14 protein-coding genes and 1 pseudogene are annotated in these 16,465 nt (G+C 35.2%); 5 read left to right on the top strand and 10 right to left on the bottom strand.

Going from position 1 to position 16,465, the window contains the following annotated elements:
- Positions 1–575: 575 nt before the first annotated feature.
- On the bottom strand, positions 576–1,451 hold the full coding sequence (locus tag AN957_RS06620) for a GNAT family N-acetyltransferase (protein ID WP_053474760.1): 876 nt from the start codon (positions 1,449–1,451) through the stop codon (positions 576–578).
- A 480-nt stretch (positions 1,452–1,931) separates the two neighbouring features.
- Between AN957_RS06620 and AN957_RS27555 the strand changes: the two genes are divergently transcribed.
- On the top strand, positions 1,932–2,150 hold the full coding sequence (locus tag AN957_RS27555) for a hypothetical protein (protein ID WP_053474759.1): 219 nt from the start codon (positions 1,932–1,934) through the stop codon (positions 2,148–2,150).
- A gap of 238 nt (positions 2,151–2,388) precedes the next feature.
- Here AN957_RS27555 and AN957_RS26705 read toward each other — a convergent pair whose 3' ends face one another.
- Positions 2,389–2,922, bottom strand: a complete 534-nt coding sequence (locus tag AN957_RS26705; RefSeq protein ID WP_379998040.1) for a tyrosine-type recombinase/integrase — start codon at positions 2,920–2,922, stop codon at positions 2,389–2,391.
- 116 nt (positions 2,923–3,038) lie between these two features.
- On the opposite strand from AN957_RS26705, the pseudogene AN957_RS06610 reads away from it, so the two are divergent.
- Positions 3,039–3,590, top strand: a pseudogene (locus AN957_RS06610) (IS110 family RNA-guided transposase); the annotation flags it as partial.
- Between the two features lie 233 nt (positions 3,591–3,823).
- Here AN957_RS06610 and AN957_RS06605 read toward each other — a convergent pair.
- From AN957_RS06605 to AN957_RS06595, 3 genes are all read right to left on the bottom strand, one after another.
- The gene (locus AN957_RS06605) at positions 3,824–4,846 is read right to left on the bottom strand and encodes a Gfo/Idh/MocA family protein (protein WP_075209096.1); all 1,023 of its coding nucleotides are present in this window, start codon (positions 4,844–4,846) and stop codon (positions 3,824–3,826) included.
- A gap of 543 nt (positions 4,847–5,389) precedes the next feature.
- Entirely contained in the window at positions 5,390–6,223 is an 834-nt protein-coding gene (locus tag AN957_RS06600) for a CPBP family intramembrane glutamic endopeptidase (RefSeq protein WP_053474756.1), read from the bottom strand.
- A gap of 314 nt (positions 6,224–6,537) precedes the next feature.
- Positions 6,538–7,332 carry a MerR family transcriptional regulator gene (locus AN957_RS06595; RefSeq protein WP_053474755.1) on the bottom strand — a complete coding sequence of 265 codons (795 nt, stop codon included), beginning with the start codon at positions 7,330–7,332 and terminating at the stop codon, positions 6,538–6,540.
- Between the two features lie 56 nt (positions 7,333–7,388).
- On the opposite strand from AN957_RS06595, the gene AN957_RS06590 reads away from it, so the two are divergent.
- A complete protein-coding gene (locus AN957_RS06590; RefSeq protein ID WP_053474754.1) occupies positions 7,389–7,583 on the top strand; it encodes a hypothetical protein in 195 nt (64 codons plus the stop codon).
- A 350-nt stretch (positions 7,584–7,933) separates the two neighbouring features.
- On the opposite strand, the gene AN957_RS06585 is transcribed toward AN957_RS06590, so the two are convergent.
- The 4 genes from AN957_RS06585 to AN957_RS06570 form a co-directional block, all read right to left on the bottom strand.
- On the bottom strand, positions 7,934–8,356 hold the full coding sequence (locus tag AN957_RS06585; RefSeq protein ID WP_053474753.1) for a VOC family protein: 423 nt from the start codon (positions 8,354–8,356) through the stop codon (positions 7,934–7,936).
- 119 nt (positions 8,357–8,475) lie between these two features.
- Positions 8,476–8,898 carry a DUF1801 domain-containing protein gene (locus tag AN957_RS06580; RefSeq protein WP_053474752.1) on the bottom strand — a complete coding sequence of 141 codons (423 nt, stop codon included), beginning with the start codon at positions 8,896–8,898 and terminating at the stop codon, positions 8,476–8,478.
- 552 nt (positions 8,899–9,450) lie between these two features.
- Complete coding sequence (locus AN957_RS06575; RefSeq protein WP_056682964.1) at positions 9,451–10,068, bottom strand: sterol desaturase family protein; 618 nt, start codon at positions 10,066–10,068, stop codon at positions 9,451–9,453.
- On the bottom strand, positions 10,065–10,757 hold the full coding sequence (locus tag AN957_RS06570; protein ID WP_056682961.1) for a GntR family transcriptional regulator: 693 nt from the start codon (positions 10,755–10,757) through the stop codon (positions 10,065–10,067). Before AN957_RS06570 ends, AN957_RS06575 begins: the two co-directional genes overlap by 4 nt.
- A 1,908-nt stretch (positions 10,758–12,665) precedes the next feature.
- Here AN957_RS06570 and AN957_RS06565 point away from each other — a divergent pair.
- Together AN957_RS06565 and AN957_RS06560 are read left to right on the top strand one after the other, a co-directional pair.
- Positions 12,666–13,025, top strand: a complete 360-nt coding sequence (locus AN957_RS06565) for an ArsR/SmtB family transcription factor (RefSeq protein WP_053474749.1) — start codon at positions 12,666–12,668, stop codon at positions 13,023–13,025.
- A 3-nt stretch (positions 13,026–13,028) separates the two neighbouring features.
- Positions 13,029–14,027 (top strand): NADP-dependent oxidoreductase, encoded by a 999-nt coding sequence (locus AN957_RS06560; RefSeq protein ID WP_056682958.1) that lies wholly within the window; start codon positions 13,029–13,031, stop codon positions 14,025–14,027.
- 232 nt (positions 14,028–14,259) lie between these two features.
- Here AN957_RS06560 and AN957_RS06555 read toward each other — a convergent pair whose 3' ends face one another.
- Positions 14,260–16,323: a sigma-70 family RNA polymerase sigma factor gene (locus AN957_RS06555; protein ID WP_056682953.1), complete on the bottom strand. Its 2,064-nt coding sequence runs from the start codon at positions 16,321–16,323 to the stop codon at positions 14,260–14,262.
- Positions 16,324–16,465 lie beyond the last annotated feature (142 nt).

Raw genomic sequence — 16,465 nt, 5'->3', positions numbered from 1 at the left:
ATGATGTTATTTAATATTTCACAGAGTGATTTGACCATGCTTGCAGATCAAATTAGGCACAAAACTATTGATTGCAATAGGTCAACAAATTAGTAAAAAAGTTAATCCGATGTATGGTCAATATCGTTAATATGACAGCAAACCAAAGATTAAGGTTTCTGGATCATGGATAAACGTACGGAAGTACGGGAGGCTTCCCGTCGTTCCGTACGTTTTTTGTGTTAGGCGAGCGCTCGCGAAGCTGGCGATCCTTTAAGCTGCACTGGCAGCGCGGATGAATCTGCTCTGGCTCCGATTAAGCGGACAGATTGGTTATTATCATTATGGAAACAAGTATTCGGGGGGAGTGAGCAAAGCGTTTAGTAACTTGTTAAAGTACATCGACAAATTACCACATACAAAAAGAACTAGTATATCAATGTAAGTAGTTCAGTAGTTATTGTGGAGAAAACCTAAAATAACAATCTAATTAACATTTGAATTCAATGGGCTTTATTTGTAGAAGCCCTACTTGAAAAGACAAGTTAGAGCAATCTGAGCTTTTTTGCGTGCTATTTACTGTGTGATTAACTTTCTTATACATTTCTAGTAAAAAAACATAATTCATGTATATGTTGAAATCCTACTTTCTTATATAAACTTATAGCATTCTGATTACTTGAATTGACACAAAGAGTAATAGATTTGATACTTTCAATAGTAAAGAGCCATTTTAGGGCAATAGTTAATAATTTACTTCCTATTCCTTTTCCTCTCTCACTTTCTTTAACAGCGAAAAATTCAATACTTGCTTCTCCATAGGCTGGTTCTGCTTCTACATAAATATAGCCGCATAATTGACTGTTATCTACTATTATAAAAACTTTCCTTTCCTCATTTAGTCGGTTAATAATTTGTTGACCACTATAATAAGTATTAGGAAAATATTTATCATGCAGCTGTTTCATTTCTGTAAAATACTCTTCCTTTAATTCTAAAATAGAAACCGCATCTAATTCAGTTATTCTATTCCGGTTGAATTTCAATATAGTTTGGTCACTATGTCTATTAAATGAAAGGTCTTTAGCAAGTTGAAGGACTTGTTTGTTTTGTTTATTTGGAAACATACTAATTGAATTTATTTCATCAGGTAGCAATCCAATCATTTTATTCCACAATGTATTAACAACGTCCCATTTATTTTTCTTAACAAATGGTCCCCAAATTTCCGCACTATTATTCTCCAGGTCTGCATCAAATCCTAATACACCAATCAGTTCACCTTCCTCATACACAGTCAAAAAGCTGTTATTATATGGAATATCTGATATATCTTCCCTTAATGCATGAGCTATTTCCAAACTATCTTTGCCGCAATAACCTATATTTGATTCTTCAATTTTGTTAATTTCTGAAATGAAATCAGCAACAATATCAACTTCGTTATATTTCATTAACTCTATTTCTGCCATATCCTAATCTCCCTAAATATTAATTTGATTTTATTATAACTAACAATTAAAAGATATTTCTGATTTTTTATTATGACAAAAACCCTAGTTGCTTGTTGAATTATCCTGCTATGTTAACAGAACAGAAGCAATTTTGCTTCTCTCTATTTTAACATAAATTACTTATTAATCTTTATAAAACATCAAATTACAACCTTAATTATTCCCAAAATAACGGAGTGACAATAGTTGTTATTATCCTGTTAATTGGTATGCTATTTCGCCTGTTAATTCGATAACGAAAACAGGGAGAACATTTACATATAATAAAAAATCAAGTATAAAATCTTTACGATTTAATATCCGATTTCGAATGCTAATTCTATTTTTAAGGAATCATCCATTGAATACTCGAAGATTGGTGATAAACAGTCTGTTAATGACGGTCATTCAGTACGTTTTGTGAATTGTGGTGCGTCTAGTCGACAAGAGATTATTGAAATGCCAAGCTCAGTGCTTCGTTCCTCCACTATCCAATTAATGGGTAGTGGTCTAGGAAGTGTACCAATGCCTAAGTTGCTTCATACAATTAGAAATGTTTTTGAGGCAGTTAAGATGGAAAATCTACAAGTTAATACAAATGTTGTACCACTTTCATCTGTTGAGAGCATTTGGGATAACGCTTCTGGTAAACCGCGTGTTGTTTTTACCATTAATTAAAGAGGTACCTCGGTTTCAGCAATCGGGCGCTTAAACGGAGCAACGAAAAAAGCCTAATTTCTCAATATAAATATTGAGAAATTAGGCTTTTTAATATAGGAATTTCCTTAACGTTGTAAATCCGCATTTTCCTGATGCTACCCCTTAAATAAGAAAGAAAAGAAAGGTAACGAGAAATTTATAAAATAAATAGGAGCCGCTCCCATGGAAGCGCTTCAAAATAAACGGCAAATGATTATTATTTTCTTCTTTTACCCATTTTAGCTGCAGCATGCTGTGCTTTATCAAGCTCTGGGTTATCATATAAAGCTGCAGTTGTAGTTGAGGTATGACCTAATTGAGACATTAATAGATGAATATCTTTTTCTTGGGCCATGAGATTGGTCGCGTAGGTATGCCTTAGTTTGTGTGGTGACATTGACTTATTAGACTTAAATGCCTTAGTATATTTTTTTACTAACGTTTCTACGGTCCGATTTGATAGTGGGGTAGAGGTATTTTGTGTCTTAGTAACAAATACAAATTCATTTTCATCGTCTGTTGCATTGTACCTTTGACAGCGTACATTCAGATATTCTCTTACATCGATCATTGACTCAGGTGTAACTGGTACAACATCACTTTTATCACCTTTTCTAATCACCGATATTCGATTACTTTCAAAATCTAAATCTTTCAGTTTTAAGTTTGTTAACTCATTAACTCGTATCCCAGAACCAAGAAATAGGGAGATAATAGAATAGTCTCTCTCTTTATCTCGTTTAAAATAGATTTTACTTCTAGAACCTTCACCTAATGTATTTTCATAATGATTCTTTAGATAGTCCAGGAATAAAACGTCATCATCATTATGGAATATCTTCTGAGATATCCGTGCTGCCCTAGCACACTTTGTATCAAAGTCATATTTTGAGTCTAGGTATGTATATTAACATCATTCTTCAATACAAAGAGCACCTATCCAAGTTAGAGTCAGAGATAGATGCCCTCGCTAAAGAAGTTGAAGAATATAATATTATCAAATCTATCCCAGGTATCGGTGAAAAGATCGCTGCAACGATCATTTCAGAAATTGGGGAGATAGATCGTTTTACTGATCCTAAAAAGATCGTAGCTTTCGCTGGAGTTGATCCTAGTGTATTCGAATCTGGTAAGTTCACAGCCACCAAAAACCGAATTACGAAAAGAGGCTCCAGTAGGCTTCGTCACGCCTTATATATGGCTGTTCGTTGTGCGATTCGTGACTGTCGTAAGAGCAAAACAAGCGATGAAATTATTCCTCGAAATAAGAAATTACGAGAGTTCTATGATAAAAAACGTGAAGAAGGAAAACCTTTTAAAGTAGCTGTTATCGCTTGTGTAAATAAGCTCTTACACTGGATATTTGCCCTTTTAAAAAGCAAAACGACTTTCCAAGATATAGATTATAACCTAAATTAAACCAAATAGAACAAAACCTTCCAAAAATAGACTAAAGGAAGGTTATTTGGCGTGCACATTTTTAGTATAGCATGAGATATTTTAAGTTTTTATTGAAAAATATTGACAAACTATTAGCTGGTTTAGTTAAATACAAATTTTCACAAACATTATTCTGTCAATACCATAAGTATTCAATTTTCTTGATACTCTTCCTCCGTTAAATGCCAAAATTGACCCTCATAAATTTTTAATTATTTTGGACTTACATCATATGCTTTTAAGATAATTTCCATTGATTTTTTGCCTTCTTCACCATTGATTAAAGGCTCAGTGTTGTTGTTAATAGCATCAATGAAATCTTTATAAAGCGGAGTATGACCTTTACCATAAACATTTTCAATTTCCATTTCTTCTTGCTCTTTGTCATAGTCTCTTTCATCTGCAAACTGCCATGTTTTAATTTCGTTAACAGCCAGTCCACCGATAACTACTGTTCCGGTTTCGCCGAAGATACTTAATGTTTCTTCTAAGTTCTTCGGATAAACAACGGCACTACCTTCGATGATGCCGATCGATCCATTTTTAAACCGGATTAAAATCGCACCAAAGTCCTCCATCTCGATGTCTCGTAGGAAGGTTTCTCTTTCAGCATGAATACGTTCTACCTCAGAACCCATCATCCATTGAAGAAGGTCAATGTTATGTATACACTGGTTCATAAGTGTTCCGCCATCTAGTTCAGAAGTTCCACGCCATGGAGCCTGCTTGTAATAATTGTTATCTCGAGTCCAAAGAATTCGAGCTGTTCCATTCATAATTCTTCCGAAACGACCTTCTTCGATCGCTCTTCTTAGCTTTTGAATTGGAGGATTGAATCTATTTTGGTGAGATACACAAATCTTTAGGCACTTCTCTCTTCCTAATGCGATCATATGATCAGCATCTTCTACTGATAGGGCCATTGGCTTTTCAATCAATACATGTGCTCCATCATTCATGCAGTCTATCGCATGCTTTGCATGGTAACCGCTTTCTGTTGCAATCGTAACTACATCAATGTCTTCGTTCTTTATCATTTTCATATAGTCTGTGTAAATCTTCACATTTGCATTTGGAAATGCCTTTTCATATTGATCTTTTCTTTCAATTGCTTTTTCTTCTACGATATCACATGTAGCTACTAATATCGCATCTGGTTCGTTATTTATTAACGCTTCCACATGCTTATAAGAAATTCTTCCGCAGCCTACAATTGCGAATTTTAATTTCGACATTTTTATCACCTCTGTAATATCTTTATAATAACTCATTTTGTTATTTAAAAGTTAGTTTATGCTTTGATTACACTACCATTAATTTTTTATCTTTTTTTTAAGGCTTATATCCATACTTTTTAGCTTTCACTACATTCTTTAGAATCCTTATCTTTGCTTGGTTTACATTAGTAACACAATAATGAGGTTTTCAAAGTATCCCTCCTATTATTCTTCTACTATTTAACCCGTTACTTTAAGACATTGATTCACAATCGCTTCCTAATTTTAGCACATTTTGTGTGCAACGTTATTCAACAATTTGGTCCAATTGTTGAATAACGCTATATTGTTCAACTAAAATGTTCTTAATTATATAAGCCAAATTAAAAAGCCCTTGATATAAAGACAAGTATATAGAGCATGTTTTGAAAAAGATTGATCAAAACATGCTCTTATTTTATGTAATCGATTCATTTCTTTATAAAAAAGTTTGATAATTTTATTAAACCTTGTTCAACTAACGCTTCCAATTGTTTAAGTGTATAGCTGTACAAACTATCACTAACTCATATAATGCTTTCCATTATTAATATTTGTATCTTCCTTTCCATACAATACTTTCTTTGGATTTATAACGATGAGTAGAACAGCTGCTGCTAAATATAAAAATGCGTTATACATAATTAAATCGACTAAGTTTTCGTTTATTATGCCAATAAAAAAATTAAAGGATTGGTGGATGACAATGGAGATGATTAAATTCTGATTTAAATTATAAAATGCCGCTATGATAATCGTAGTGGATAAGATTGAAATCATAAAGAATAGCATATATTTGATTAAATCAATGCCCGTATACCCTGTAGTAAACCATATTGGCAAATGCCACATCCCCCACCAAAAACCTAAGATTATCGCAGCTTTTAATGGCGAATACTTTTTTTGAAGCTCAATTTGAGCGAATCCTCTCCACCCTAGTTCTTCTCCTAATGGCCCTGACAGAAGATTTTTAAAAAAGAAATAGATTAGCATTCCCCATGAAGATTTAGTAAAAATAGAGTCCACTTCACTATTATTAGATACGAAAAATAAAATCAGCAAAAATATGAAGACTTGTATCATACTTACCGTAAAAAGCACAGAAAATTTAAGTTTATTCTTAAATTTATCTTTTACAAATTGTATAAAACTCTGCCCAGGATAGATTCTTTTAAATAACACTCCAAAAGCAAAGGTTGAGGACCAAGCAGATATACAGAGCATAATATCAAAGACCCATGCAGGAAATCCTAACATCCTTATGGCTCCTACAAGAAGAAAAAGTGGCCAAAAAATGATATTGGTTAGCAGAATAAAGCTTGCTACTGGTTTATTTAGTTTCTTTTCTCTATTCATGTATAAGCCCCCGATTCAAACTAAGTATTTCGTAAATATAATTACACTCATATTTACGAATACCTTCAGCTTATACCTAGGGGTTACTCACAGGTCAATATATGTCTGCATTATTTTATCCCGCATTAAAGAACAGTAAGAATCCCACCTCAAAATTCAGCAAAAGCCAAGATGGCAGGTGAAGATCAACTGCCCGTGAAAGCCTGATTCGTGAAATAAGAATTTTCTTTGAGCTTCAGCTCTTAGAAAAATCAATCAGACTCAGCGTGACTATAATCAGCGGGGGAGGAAGAAAACCCCCACTGATTGAAGTTTCACTTTATAGGTGCATACATTTCTAAAAATACACGTTCGAGTCCATCTTCATAAGTGGTAAGTAATAGATTTATATAAACTAGCCCCAAAAGCTCATACCCATTTACTATCGCTGCTTTTCTTAAACTAGCCTCCACGTTATCGTCAATATTTTTTCCACCAGTTGACCATCTTCCATCTTCAATAACGGTATACAGACATTTTTGATGAGATACAATTTCACGTTCAATTGCTCTATGATAGTCTTCTACTTTTCTTACAATAATAAACTTATCTTCTAGAACACCTTGATCATTAAACCTTATGACTCTTCTTAAAGAGGTTAGATTAACAGCTTTTTTCAAGCTGTCCGTGTTCACTTTAAGAGCTTCATATTCATCAAACGCATTGAAATGCCCTATTTCTCCTTTTATTTCTAAAGGCTCCATTTCTTTTATTGTGTATTCTCCTAAGAATTGTTTAATTTTTGCGCAATCTTCTTTTACAATCTGAAGCTTTTTTAAAAGAAGCTTTTTATATTCTATTTCTGCTAAAACCTCTTGTTCTTTCTCTTCTAATAATAATTTTATTCCCTCTACACTCTTGCTTTTTCTTATTTCCTGGATTTTTTTTATTTCAATATCCATCTCTCTATAGAAATTTACCGTGGCTATATCATATATATCAAAACGATTATATTTTCTATACCCATTCTCAATATTTTGCTTAGGCTTTACTAATTCCTTTTCTTCATAAAATTTTAAGGTATCTCTAGAAACACCTAAAAATTTAGCTACTTGACCAATTGTGTACATTATACTCTCCCTTATCATTGCTACATCTACCATATTATGAAGTATACCGGGCACACATGTATAAATTCTATCATTTACTCTTAAGTACAAACTTTGGAAATACTGGCTGGGTAGGTTATGCACATAATACGAGTACCGAAAAAGTCGCAAAAGCTGAGGAAAAACGGATTGTAGATGGTGATCCGACTGAATTTTTCGGAGATGTTTATGAATTAACTGAAGAAAGTCCTAATATAATTATAGGGACTTGAAATGATAGAAAGGAATAAGAAAAAAAGAAGTAATCCCTCGTCCAAGGTCGGATCTATCACCCAACCAAAAGCATCAGCGATATACAAAAAACTCATAAAACATAGAATTTTGGTGCAAGACCTCCAGTTCGGTAACACTTTAACTCATCGGGGAGCTGGCACCATTTCCTGAACGAACACTAATGCCACTCTTCAAATGTGACAGATTTGCTCAGGTAGGCGAAACTCTCTTGCTTTACCGCTCCCTTCTTTTTTCTAATAGTTTGCAGTCAATTTTGTGAGAAAAAAGAGCCCTTAAAAAACGACTTTGTCATTCGTACAAAGCCGTTTTTCTACTTTTATCGTATGTACTAACCTTGATATCCTTCAGTATAAATTTGGAAGGTTACACCGAATTTATCTTTAATCACCCCGTAAGCAGGACTAAAACCCGTTTCTGATAGTGGCATTTCAACTTGTCCGCCATCCTGTAAGGCTTCAAAAATTTGGCGAGCTTTGTCTGCATTGTCAAACGTGACACAAATGGTCACTAGATTTCCTTCTTGAGCTGGTTGACCTGGGAATGTATCTGAAAACATAATTACTGACTCTCCAACCCTTATCGTAGCGTGTGAAACAAGGTCTTTTGCATCCTCAGGGAAAGGAAAATCTGGGGTAGTAAGCATTTCACCATATGTAATAACTCCTAAATTTTCTGCATGAAATACCTTTTCGTAAAATCCAATTGCCTCTCTTGCATTTCCGTTCAACTGTAAATAAGGAATACATTGCATTTTTTTCAGCTCCTCTGATTTTATTGGGAGTATGTACTCCAAATTTTATTATAACCAACAAGATCGTGAGTTGTATTAAAATTCCGATAAATTTAATTATTTCGTGCCAGGCTATATCTTTAGTCGTTCGGATAAAGATTCTGATATGTTTCTACTGTATGTATAATTAAATCCTTTAAAACATTGGTATCGATATCAGCTAATTTATTAACATAAATACAAGCCTTACTCTTAGTGTGTTTACCAAAGCTTTCTAATAATTTTTCTCTTTCCTCACTTTCATAGGCCAAATAAAGACTAATTTTCGCCTTTCTTGGTGAAAAACCCACTAAAGGCGCATCCCCTTCATGCCCTGATTCATACTTATAGTGATAGCTACCAAAGCCTATAATACTAGGACCCCACATTTTTGCGTCGTAACCAGTTACCTCTTCAAAAATTTCTACTAACTGATAGGCATCTGCCTTCTTCTTCTCATTTTCCACACTTTCAATAAATTCAATTACACTATTGTCGGTTTCTTTCATCTTCGGTTCATACATATATGCGCTCTCCTATTCTCTGAGTAAATACTTATTTACATTATTTTCATCATTATTACATTCTAAAATACAAGTCCAATTTCCTGCAAAAAAAAATAATCTTTAAATAACCAATTACCCTATTTTACTCAAATATTTTGCAGGAAATCTAAAAGTCTTTGTTACTGAAAACACATGCAAATAACTCTATTGTCTTTACTTCCCCAATATTTTAAATGTCCCTTTACTATCCTCGGCCAATGTTAGATCTATAACAAAACCACTTTCCGGCAAATAGGTAACTGCTATTTTTTTACCTTTTTTTCTACTAACATATCCTTTTTTCATTATTCGTCCATTAGAATTCACTGGTTCTTTACTAAGCTTGAGATACCCCTATACAGAGGGGGAATACGGTGCAACTTTATTTCAAAGTCACAAAATGAGCGCTAATCCTTTTTTTTCAGGATAGCGCCCGAGTGCATCCAGTACAAAATCGTTTGAGTGAACATAACAGTACAATGACGAACAGCTTATCGGAATCAAAACTGTTCAAGAACAAATTGTGTAGTATTATGCTCTCTTTTCTAAATCCTTTGCTGTCTCACTCGTCTCTACCTCTTTTTCGTTCTTTAATGTACCAAATAATACGTCGACAAATGGAGTCGAAACACCATACCAATAGTTTTCATTTTTATAGTGATGGAGGATGTGCGTCTTTTTCACCCAATTGCCTAGCTTTGTTTTCGGCTTTATTGGCCGATGAGCAACATAATGCTTCCATTCGTATATGAGAAGCATGAGGACTGTCCCGATAATAAACGATACGGTTCCAACCACCGATTGGACGATTAAATAGAAGATGCCAGCTGCAATAAGTAAATTAGGAACACTGTACCAAAGAGGGAGGAACAATAAATGCAAGTCATTTGGATGTTTATGATGATCATAATGGAGACGTTTCAATAATTTTAGGAAAAAGGGGTCTTTGGGTGTTTTTAGGTGAAAAAAATAGCGGTGTGTTAAATATTCTGTGAACATATAAGAGACTAATCCAATTAAAAAATACAGCATGTATACCCAGGTCATTCCTTTTACGAGTACAAATGTTGTTGCTATGCCAAATACGGCAAGCATAATAAGAATATCAAAATGAAGAAAATAATCTCGATACAACCCTTTCTTTTTCATGACTCCTTCTCCCCTTCACTTTTTTTCTTCCATAGCGATAAGCTTTTTTCCATCATCGTTTTTGCAATCTGTTCTGTTCCTTCTACATTCCCCTTCAATAGGGATGAAACAAGATCATCAAAGTATTGTTTTGAGACAATCCTGTGATCTTGTTCACCAAAGTATTTTTCGGCCATGGGAATATATATTTCTGCGAAGCTATTGATAAGTAAGCGATAGATTGGATTTGGGGAGAGCTGAGCCAGATTTTGGTGTAGAGCCCAATCAAAAGCAGCATATGATTTCGCATCGTCCTGAAGCTCATCAAGCTTAGCAAATAATGCAAGGACCTTTAGCCGGTTATGCACTGCTGCCTCTTTCATATAGATCGGAGTAATCGCAATTCTTAGACCTAGCATGTATTCAATAAATACATTTGGAATTTCATCATAGCATTGCAGAATATCCACGATTGTCATTAGATTCCCATGGGACCAATAATCGTTTACAACGGCAGGCATTCCTTTACGGGCAGCTATCCATCCATCCCGTTCTAAACGCTGGAGCGCTTCTCTTATTGTTGGTCTGCCAACTTGAAATTTCACCGCTAATTCCCTTTCTGGCAACAGGGGTTCATTGATTTTATATTCTCCCTCTAAAATGGCTGAGATGACTTTTTTACAAATTAACTCTGAAGATCGTAGCTTCAAACTCTATTCACCTTCCTTCCATTTGGTCATACCAAAAATCACCTTGGTATTACCAATATATTATTGTTTATTAAATTAAGTGTCAATATATTCATAAAATTCAAAATAACAAATCCCAACTGCGGTCTTGCAGTGGGGAGTCAGTTCCCTTCTTTAAAATAGGAACAAAGGGGGGGCACTTGCTTACTGAATAAAAAAGATCAGGTGCTTAGAACACCTGATCAGCGCAACTGCAAGTCGGAAAGTGAGTGGCTCCTATGTAATGATTATTAAAAAATGAAGGAACCACTCTAACCTAGGGCAAGGAAAGCAGTTCCTACTTTTTATGCTAACTTTAAGTTTGATATTTTCCTTTGCAAGTTCCTTTGCAAAAGCCTTCACAGTAATCATCAGACTCCCCTTTTTTTAAATGGCATGTTTTATTGATATTTATGAAAAAAGTAAATCCGCTTCAAATTGCATAAATCTATTATTCCGATTTCCGAAAGAAGTTCATTTGTATTATTTCGAGATTGAGTAGTTTTTCCTTTGTTTCTCATCTTTCTTTTCCTTTGACATGAGAAATATATCTTCGAACTTGTCTTCCACTATAAGAGGATGAGTATTTCTTCAAAAAAGAAGAGTGAAAGAAGCTTTTCAGCTGGTGCAGCGGGGTTGCCATTTTCTTTACTTTATAATGCGAAATTCGTTCCAAACCATATAAAAAAGCAATATTGATAATGGTTATACGGAACGAAATAATCAATTAAAAGGCCAGTTTAGTTCAAACTGAACTCAATCGAGCTCATCGGTTCCCGTTAACGAGTAATTTTTGGATAAACCTAACTCAATCGAGCTCATTGGTTCCCGTTAGCGGGTTATTTTTGAATAAACTGAACTCAATCGAGCTCATTGGTTCCCGTTAACGAGTAATTTTTGGATAAACTGAACTCAATCGAGCTCATTGGTTCCCGTTAACGAGTAATTTTTGGATAAATTGAACTCAATCGAGCTCATTGGTTCCCGTTAGCGGGTAATTTTTGGATAAACTGAACTCAATCGGGTCTATTGATTCCCGTTAGCGGGTAACTTTAGAAGAAACTGAACTCAATCGGGTCTGTTGATTCCCGTTAGCGGGTAATTTTTGGATAAACTGAACTCAATCGGGTCTATTGATTCCCGTTAGCGGGTTATTTTTGGATAAACTGAACTCAATCGAGCTGATTGGTTCCCGTTAGCGGGTTATTTTTGAATAAACTGAACTCAATCGAGCTCATTGGTTCCCGTAAACGAGTAATTTTTGGATAAATTGAACTCAATCGAGCTCATTGGTTCCCGTAAACGAGTAATTTTTGAATAAACTGAACTCAATCAGGTCTATTGATTCCTCCAAATAAGCAATTTTTGTTCAGCGGCAACGAATAGAGTGTAATCATGCTCATGATCGAACAAAAAGCCTATCAGGAGTGAGATTAATAGAAGAAACTAAATTGTTCAAGAATCCTCCCTTTTGGGACAGCCTCTTTATCATAGAATTCCCATCCATTTAGGTATTAAAACGGCTACTAAGCAACCACTCTAACCGAGAGCAAAGAGAGCGGTTACTTCTTTTTATGTTACCTTTATATTATAGATTGCAACAACAATACCTATTAAACGAAGCGATCATCCTTTCACAAATCCCCCTCCCACAGATACTATCTCGATCCCCTTTAAATTCTTCAAATTCGTCAGCATATTAATAAAATTTGCTAGCTATCCTTCTTTAATCTGTCCTTCCTTTCTTCCAAGTATCCCACTTCTAAGAAGTGATTCGTCTCGATTTGCTTTCTCAATATTGCACCCAATACCCCCATAGTATTTTGTAGTATTCGAAGATATGGTTCGTTAAATTAAACCATTCAACTGATTATTGGAGGGATTCATTAAATGAATAAACAGGACCAACTAAATATGATCAAAGAAGATTTTATTAATTGTCAAAAAGTACTATTGGCGATTGGTGATGAAACACGTCAAGCGATCTTGTTAGTTTTAATGGGAACGGATTGTCAAACAGGATTGCGTGTAGGTGAAATCACAGAGCAAACACATCTTTCTCGACCTGCCGTGTCACATCATCTTAAAATTTTGCGAGATGCCGGGATTATTTTAATGCGTAAAGAAGGGACAAAAAACTTTTACTATATTAATGTACGTACAGAATTAGGTTTATTAAGAACGCTTGTGTTGGATATTGATAACTTCTTGCAGAACTTTTATTCAAATGATGGAATTTTGGAGGGATAAGCAATGAAAGCAATGGTTATTGATAAATATGGGAAAGTTCCATTGCGTTTGGCAGAAATGCCCACACCTGAAATTGGTGAATATGAGGTTCTAGCAGAAATTCATGCAGCTAGTATGAATCCTATTGATTTTAAGATACGCGATGGGAAAGTGAAATTGTTAGTTAAATATAAAATGCCTCTTATCTTAGGGAATGACTTTTCTGGTGTCGTTACAAAGGTTGGCGCAAAAGTGACTCGTTTTAAAGTTGGCGACGAAATATATGCACGTCCACGTAAAAGTAAAATCGGGACTTTTGCTGAATATATCGCTATTCATGAAGATGACATCGCCTTAAAACCGAAAAATTTGAGCTTTGAAGAAGCAGCATCGATCCCGCTGGTTGGGTTAACCTCCTATCAAGCCTTAATAGACATTATGCAATTACAAAAGGGACAAAAGATTTTAATTCAAGCTGGGGCTGGTGGTGTCGGTACATTTGCTATACAACTGGCTAAAGTAATGGGTGCCACTGTTGCAACGACTGCAAGTGTTGCTGGTACGAATTTAGTAAAATCCCTAGGTGCTGATGAAATTATTAATTACAAGACAGAAAAATTTGATAAGATACTGAAAAACTATGATGCTGTATTTGATACACTTGGGGGCGAGACACTCGAAAAATCATTCGAAGTGATAAAAAGCGGAGGAAAAATTGTTTCCGTTTCGGGATTACCGAATGCTCGTTTCGGCAAAGAATATGGTTCCGGATTTTTTAAAACGTTGTTGTTTTCAGCAGCAAGCAGTAAACTTACTGCACTTGAAAAAAAGCATAATGTTCAATATACGTTTTTGTTTATGAAGCCAAGTGGAGATCAATTACGTATGATCGCAAACCTTATTGAGGCTGGTAAAATCAAGCCTGTAATTGATAGAGTTTTTCCTTTTGAAGATGCACAAAAAGCGATGGAATATGCGGAGGAGGGAAGGGCGAAAGGGAAAATAATTTTGAAAATCAGATAATTATTATACGAAGCAAAAAACATTCATATGGACTATTTATCATTCTGGCACGATTGTTGAAAAAGAAAGGACATTACAGATTAGTATATAAAATATGTAATGTCCTTAATTTATTTATCTTTATTTAATTTAAGTCTTGTTCCCCATTAGTCATTTCTTATGAGACATTGCCCTAACCTAAAAGAAAATATTGGGGCGATTTCCCTGTAAATAATTGAAAAACATACACAGATTAATCCACCAAAATCTCCACCACATCATCCACATACTTCGTTGTATTATATCCATAAATCTCCAGCCTTTTAGGAACTACTTTTTCTCCAGAGTTATTATCGTACAGCTCGATATTTTGTACTGTAATGAAAAAGCGCGGCCACTCCAGTTCCACAAATGGGACAGGTGGTTGATTCATATCGTATTCCTTCCCGCTTTTATCAACGATCACTGCTTCTGTTCTATTTCCCATTGAACTCACTTCCATTTCATCCTCTGCTATAATACGGAAATGAAAGGAATCATATTGTCGATTCTTAATTTGATGATCACTTAGTACCACTTTGCTCGGGGTTCCCACCTCCACCTTGTCGATAGAGATTGTACTCCCTGCATATTCAAACAATTGAGGTTCTTCCTTTGAAGCATCAATTTCAATCGTCTTATGGTCTTCAATCCTTAAATAAATGGATCCAAATTGAACCTTCACTTCTTTTGCCTTTTCTTTAAATAGCGAGTCGAAATGTGCTTGAAGACCATCCTCATTCATGCCTTGCTGTGGATCTACATAAGAGCTGCCAAATGGATCAGTCTTTACTTTCTTCTTGTTCACTTCAAGGCTCTCAAAGTTAACAGATTCTAACCGCTTCTCTAGCTGTACATTATGAATATCATAGTGCAAAATTGTCGTAGTTGGAGCAATCGTTAGTTTATTAAATTGAACCGGAATCCCCTCGATTTCTATTTCTTTATCCAGCGAATATTCGATGGAAGGACGTTTTGTTACAGGAATCTCAAAGTTCCACTCGCCTGTTTCATATTCACTTCCCACGTACCCCCTATAACTAACAAGATTAGAGGGATCATGGATCAATTTCTGCAGTCTTGTAACCTTCAGTTTGATCGTCCCATTTTCCGCTGTGAGCGGCAGAAGACTGATCTTACCCTGATATACGTTCTTTTCTTTATTATTTTGAGCAGGGGGATAGTATTTTGGATGTGCGTTAATGTTCATGATCTCATTTTCGTTCTCTATCCAAACCCCATTTTGATATGTCATCGTATATTGATTGTCTTCATTCGTATCTTCAATTTCATAAAAAAGCAGCGTCTGAATATCATCGGCAATCACACTTTTAATTGTAATTTTCACGCCATTACTTTCCGCTTCCAGATTCAGCCTCTCACCTAGATTATGCTGAAGGTATTGGCGCAGCTCTTGATCTTCTTCCGTCCATAAATAGTAAAGATCGAAGAACCATCCAGTAAGAAAGCCAGTACAAATTAACATGACAATGACACTTGCAGATACGAGTCCAATTTTTTTAAGTTTCCTTGCCCTCAGTTGTCTATGCTTTTCCTTTTCTGCCAGCTTAGCTTTAATCTTCTTCATGAAACCTGATGGCATATGGAAATCTCCAACCATTTCCGTAAGCTCTAACATGTTTAACATGACCTCTTGAAAAGTAGCCAAATCCTCCTGACAGTTTTGACAATGATGAACATGCATCTCGAAATCTACCTTTTCCGGCCGATCGAGCGTTCTTTCTAAATAACCAATGTAAAGCTGATGATATTCCTTGCAGCCATCAAAGTGTGATCCATATCCCGACTTTTCACGAAGTGACTGGATGCCAGAAAACAAACGTGCTTTCATCTCTTCAACTGAAACTTCAAGAATATGTGCGGATTCCTCCAAAGAGATTCCTATTACATATGTAAGAACCATCGCTTCTTTTTCGGACACTTTTAATTGATCAAGTGCTTGAAAAACATCCTTCCGCTGCTCACTTTCCTCTGAAGCTTGTAAACTACTCTCGGCTGAAAGCTCTCTGCACATATGTATGAAAATAGTAGTTATCCAACGATCTAATGAAGTTTCTCTTTTAAATCGAGGCAGTTCCTTATGTATTTTTAAAATCACACGATAAAAAAGCTCTTCCATTTGCCCCTGATTCCTAAGATAGGACCAGCCAAGTGTATAGAACGATTCCTTATGATCATCAAACCAATCAACGGTGGATTCCAGGCTCATTTGGAATTCAGCATTGATTCGATTGGAATCTATTTTTATTGGGATCATCTTGATGTCCCCCCTTTTATATTGATTTAAAACTTCATGCTGGCCTTTTTCCAATCATGTGCTTTTCAGCTATCGTCCTTTCCAGTTCCACCCTATTTTATTCATCATATCATATGGGTGCACAGCCTGTAGTTAGCAATTC

Source organism: Cytobacillus solani, assembly GCF_001420595.1.
In the GTDB taxonomy this organism is placed as follows: Bacteria; Bacillota; Bacilli; order Bacillales; family Cytobacillaceae; genus Cytobacillus; species Cytobacillus solani.
The sequence above is the reverse complement of the archived record's forward strand: the minus strand, read 5'-3'. Positions and strand labels throughout refer to the sequence as shown.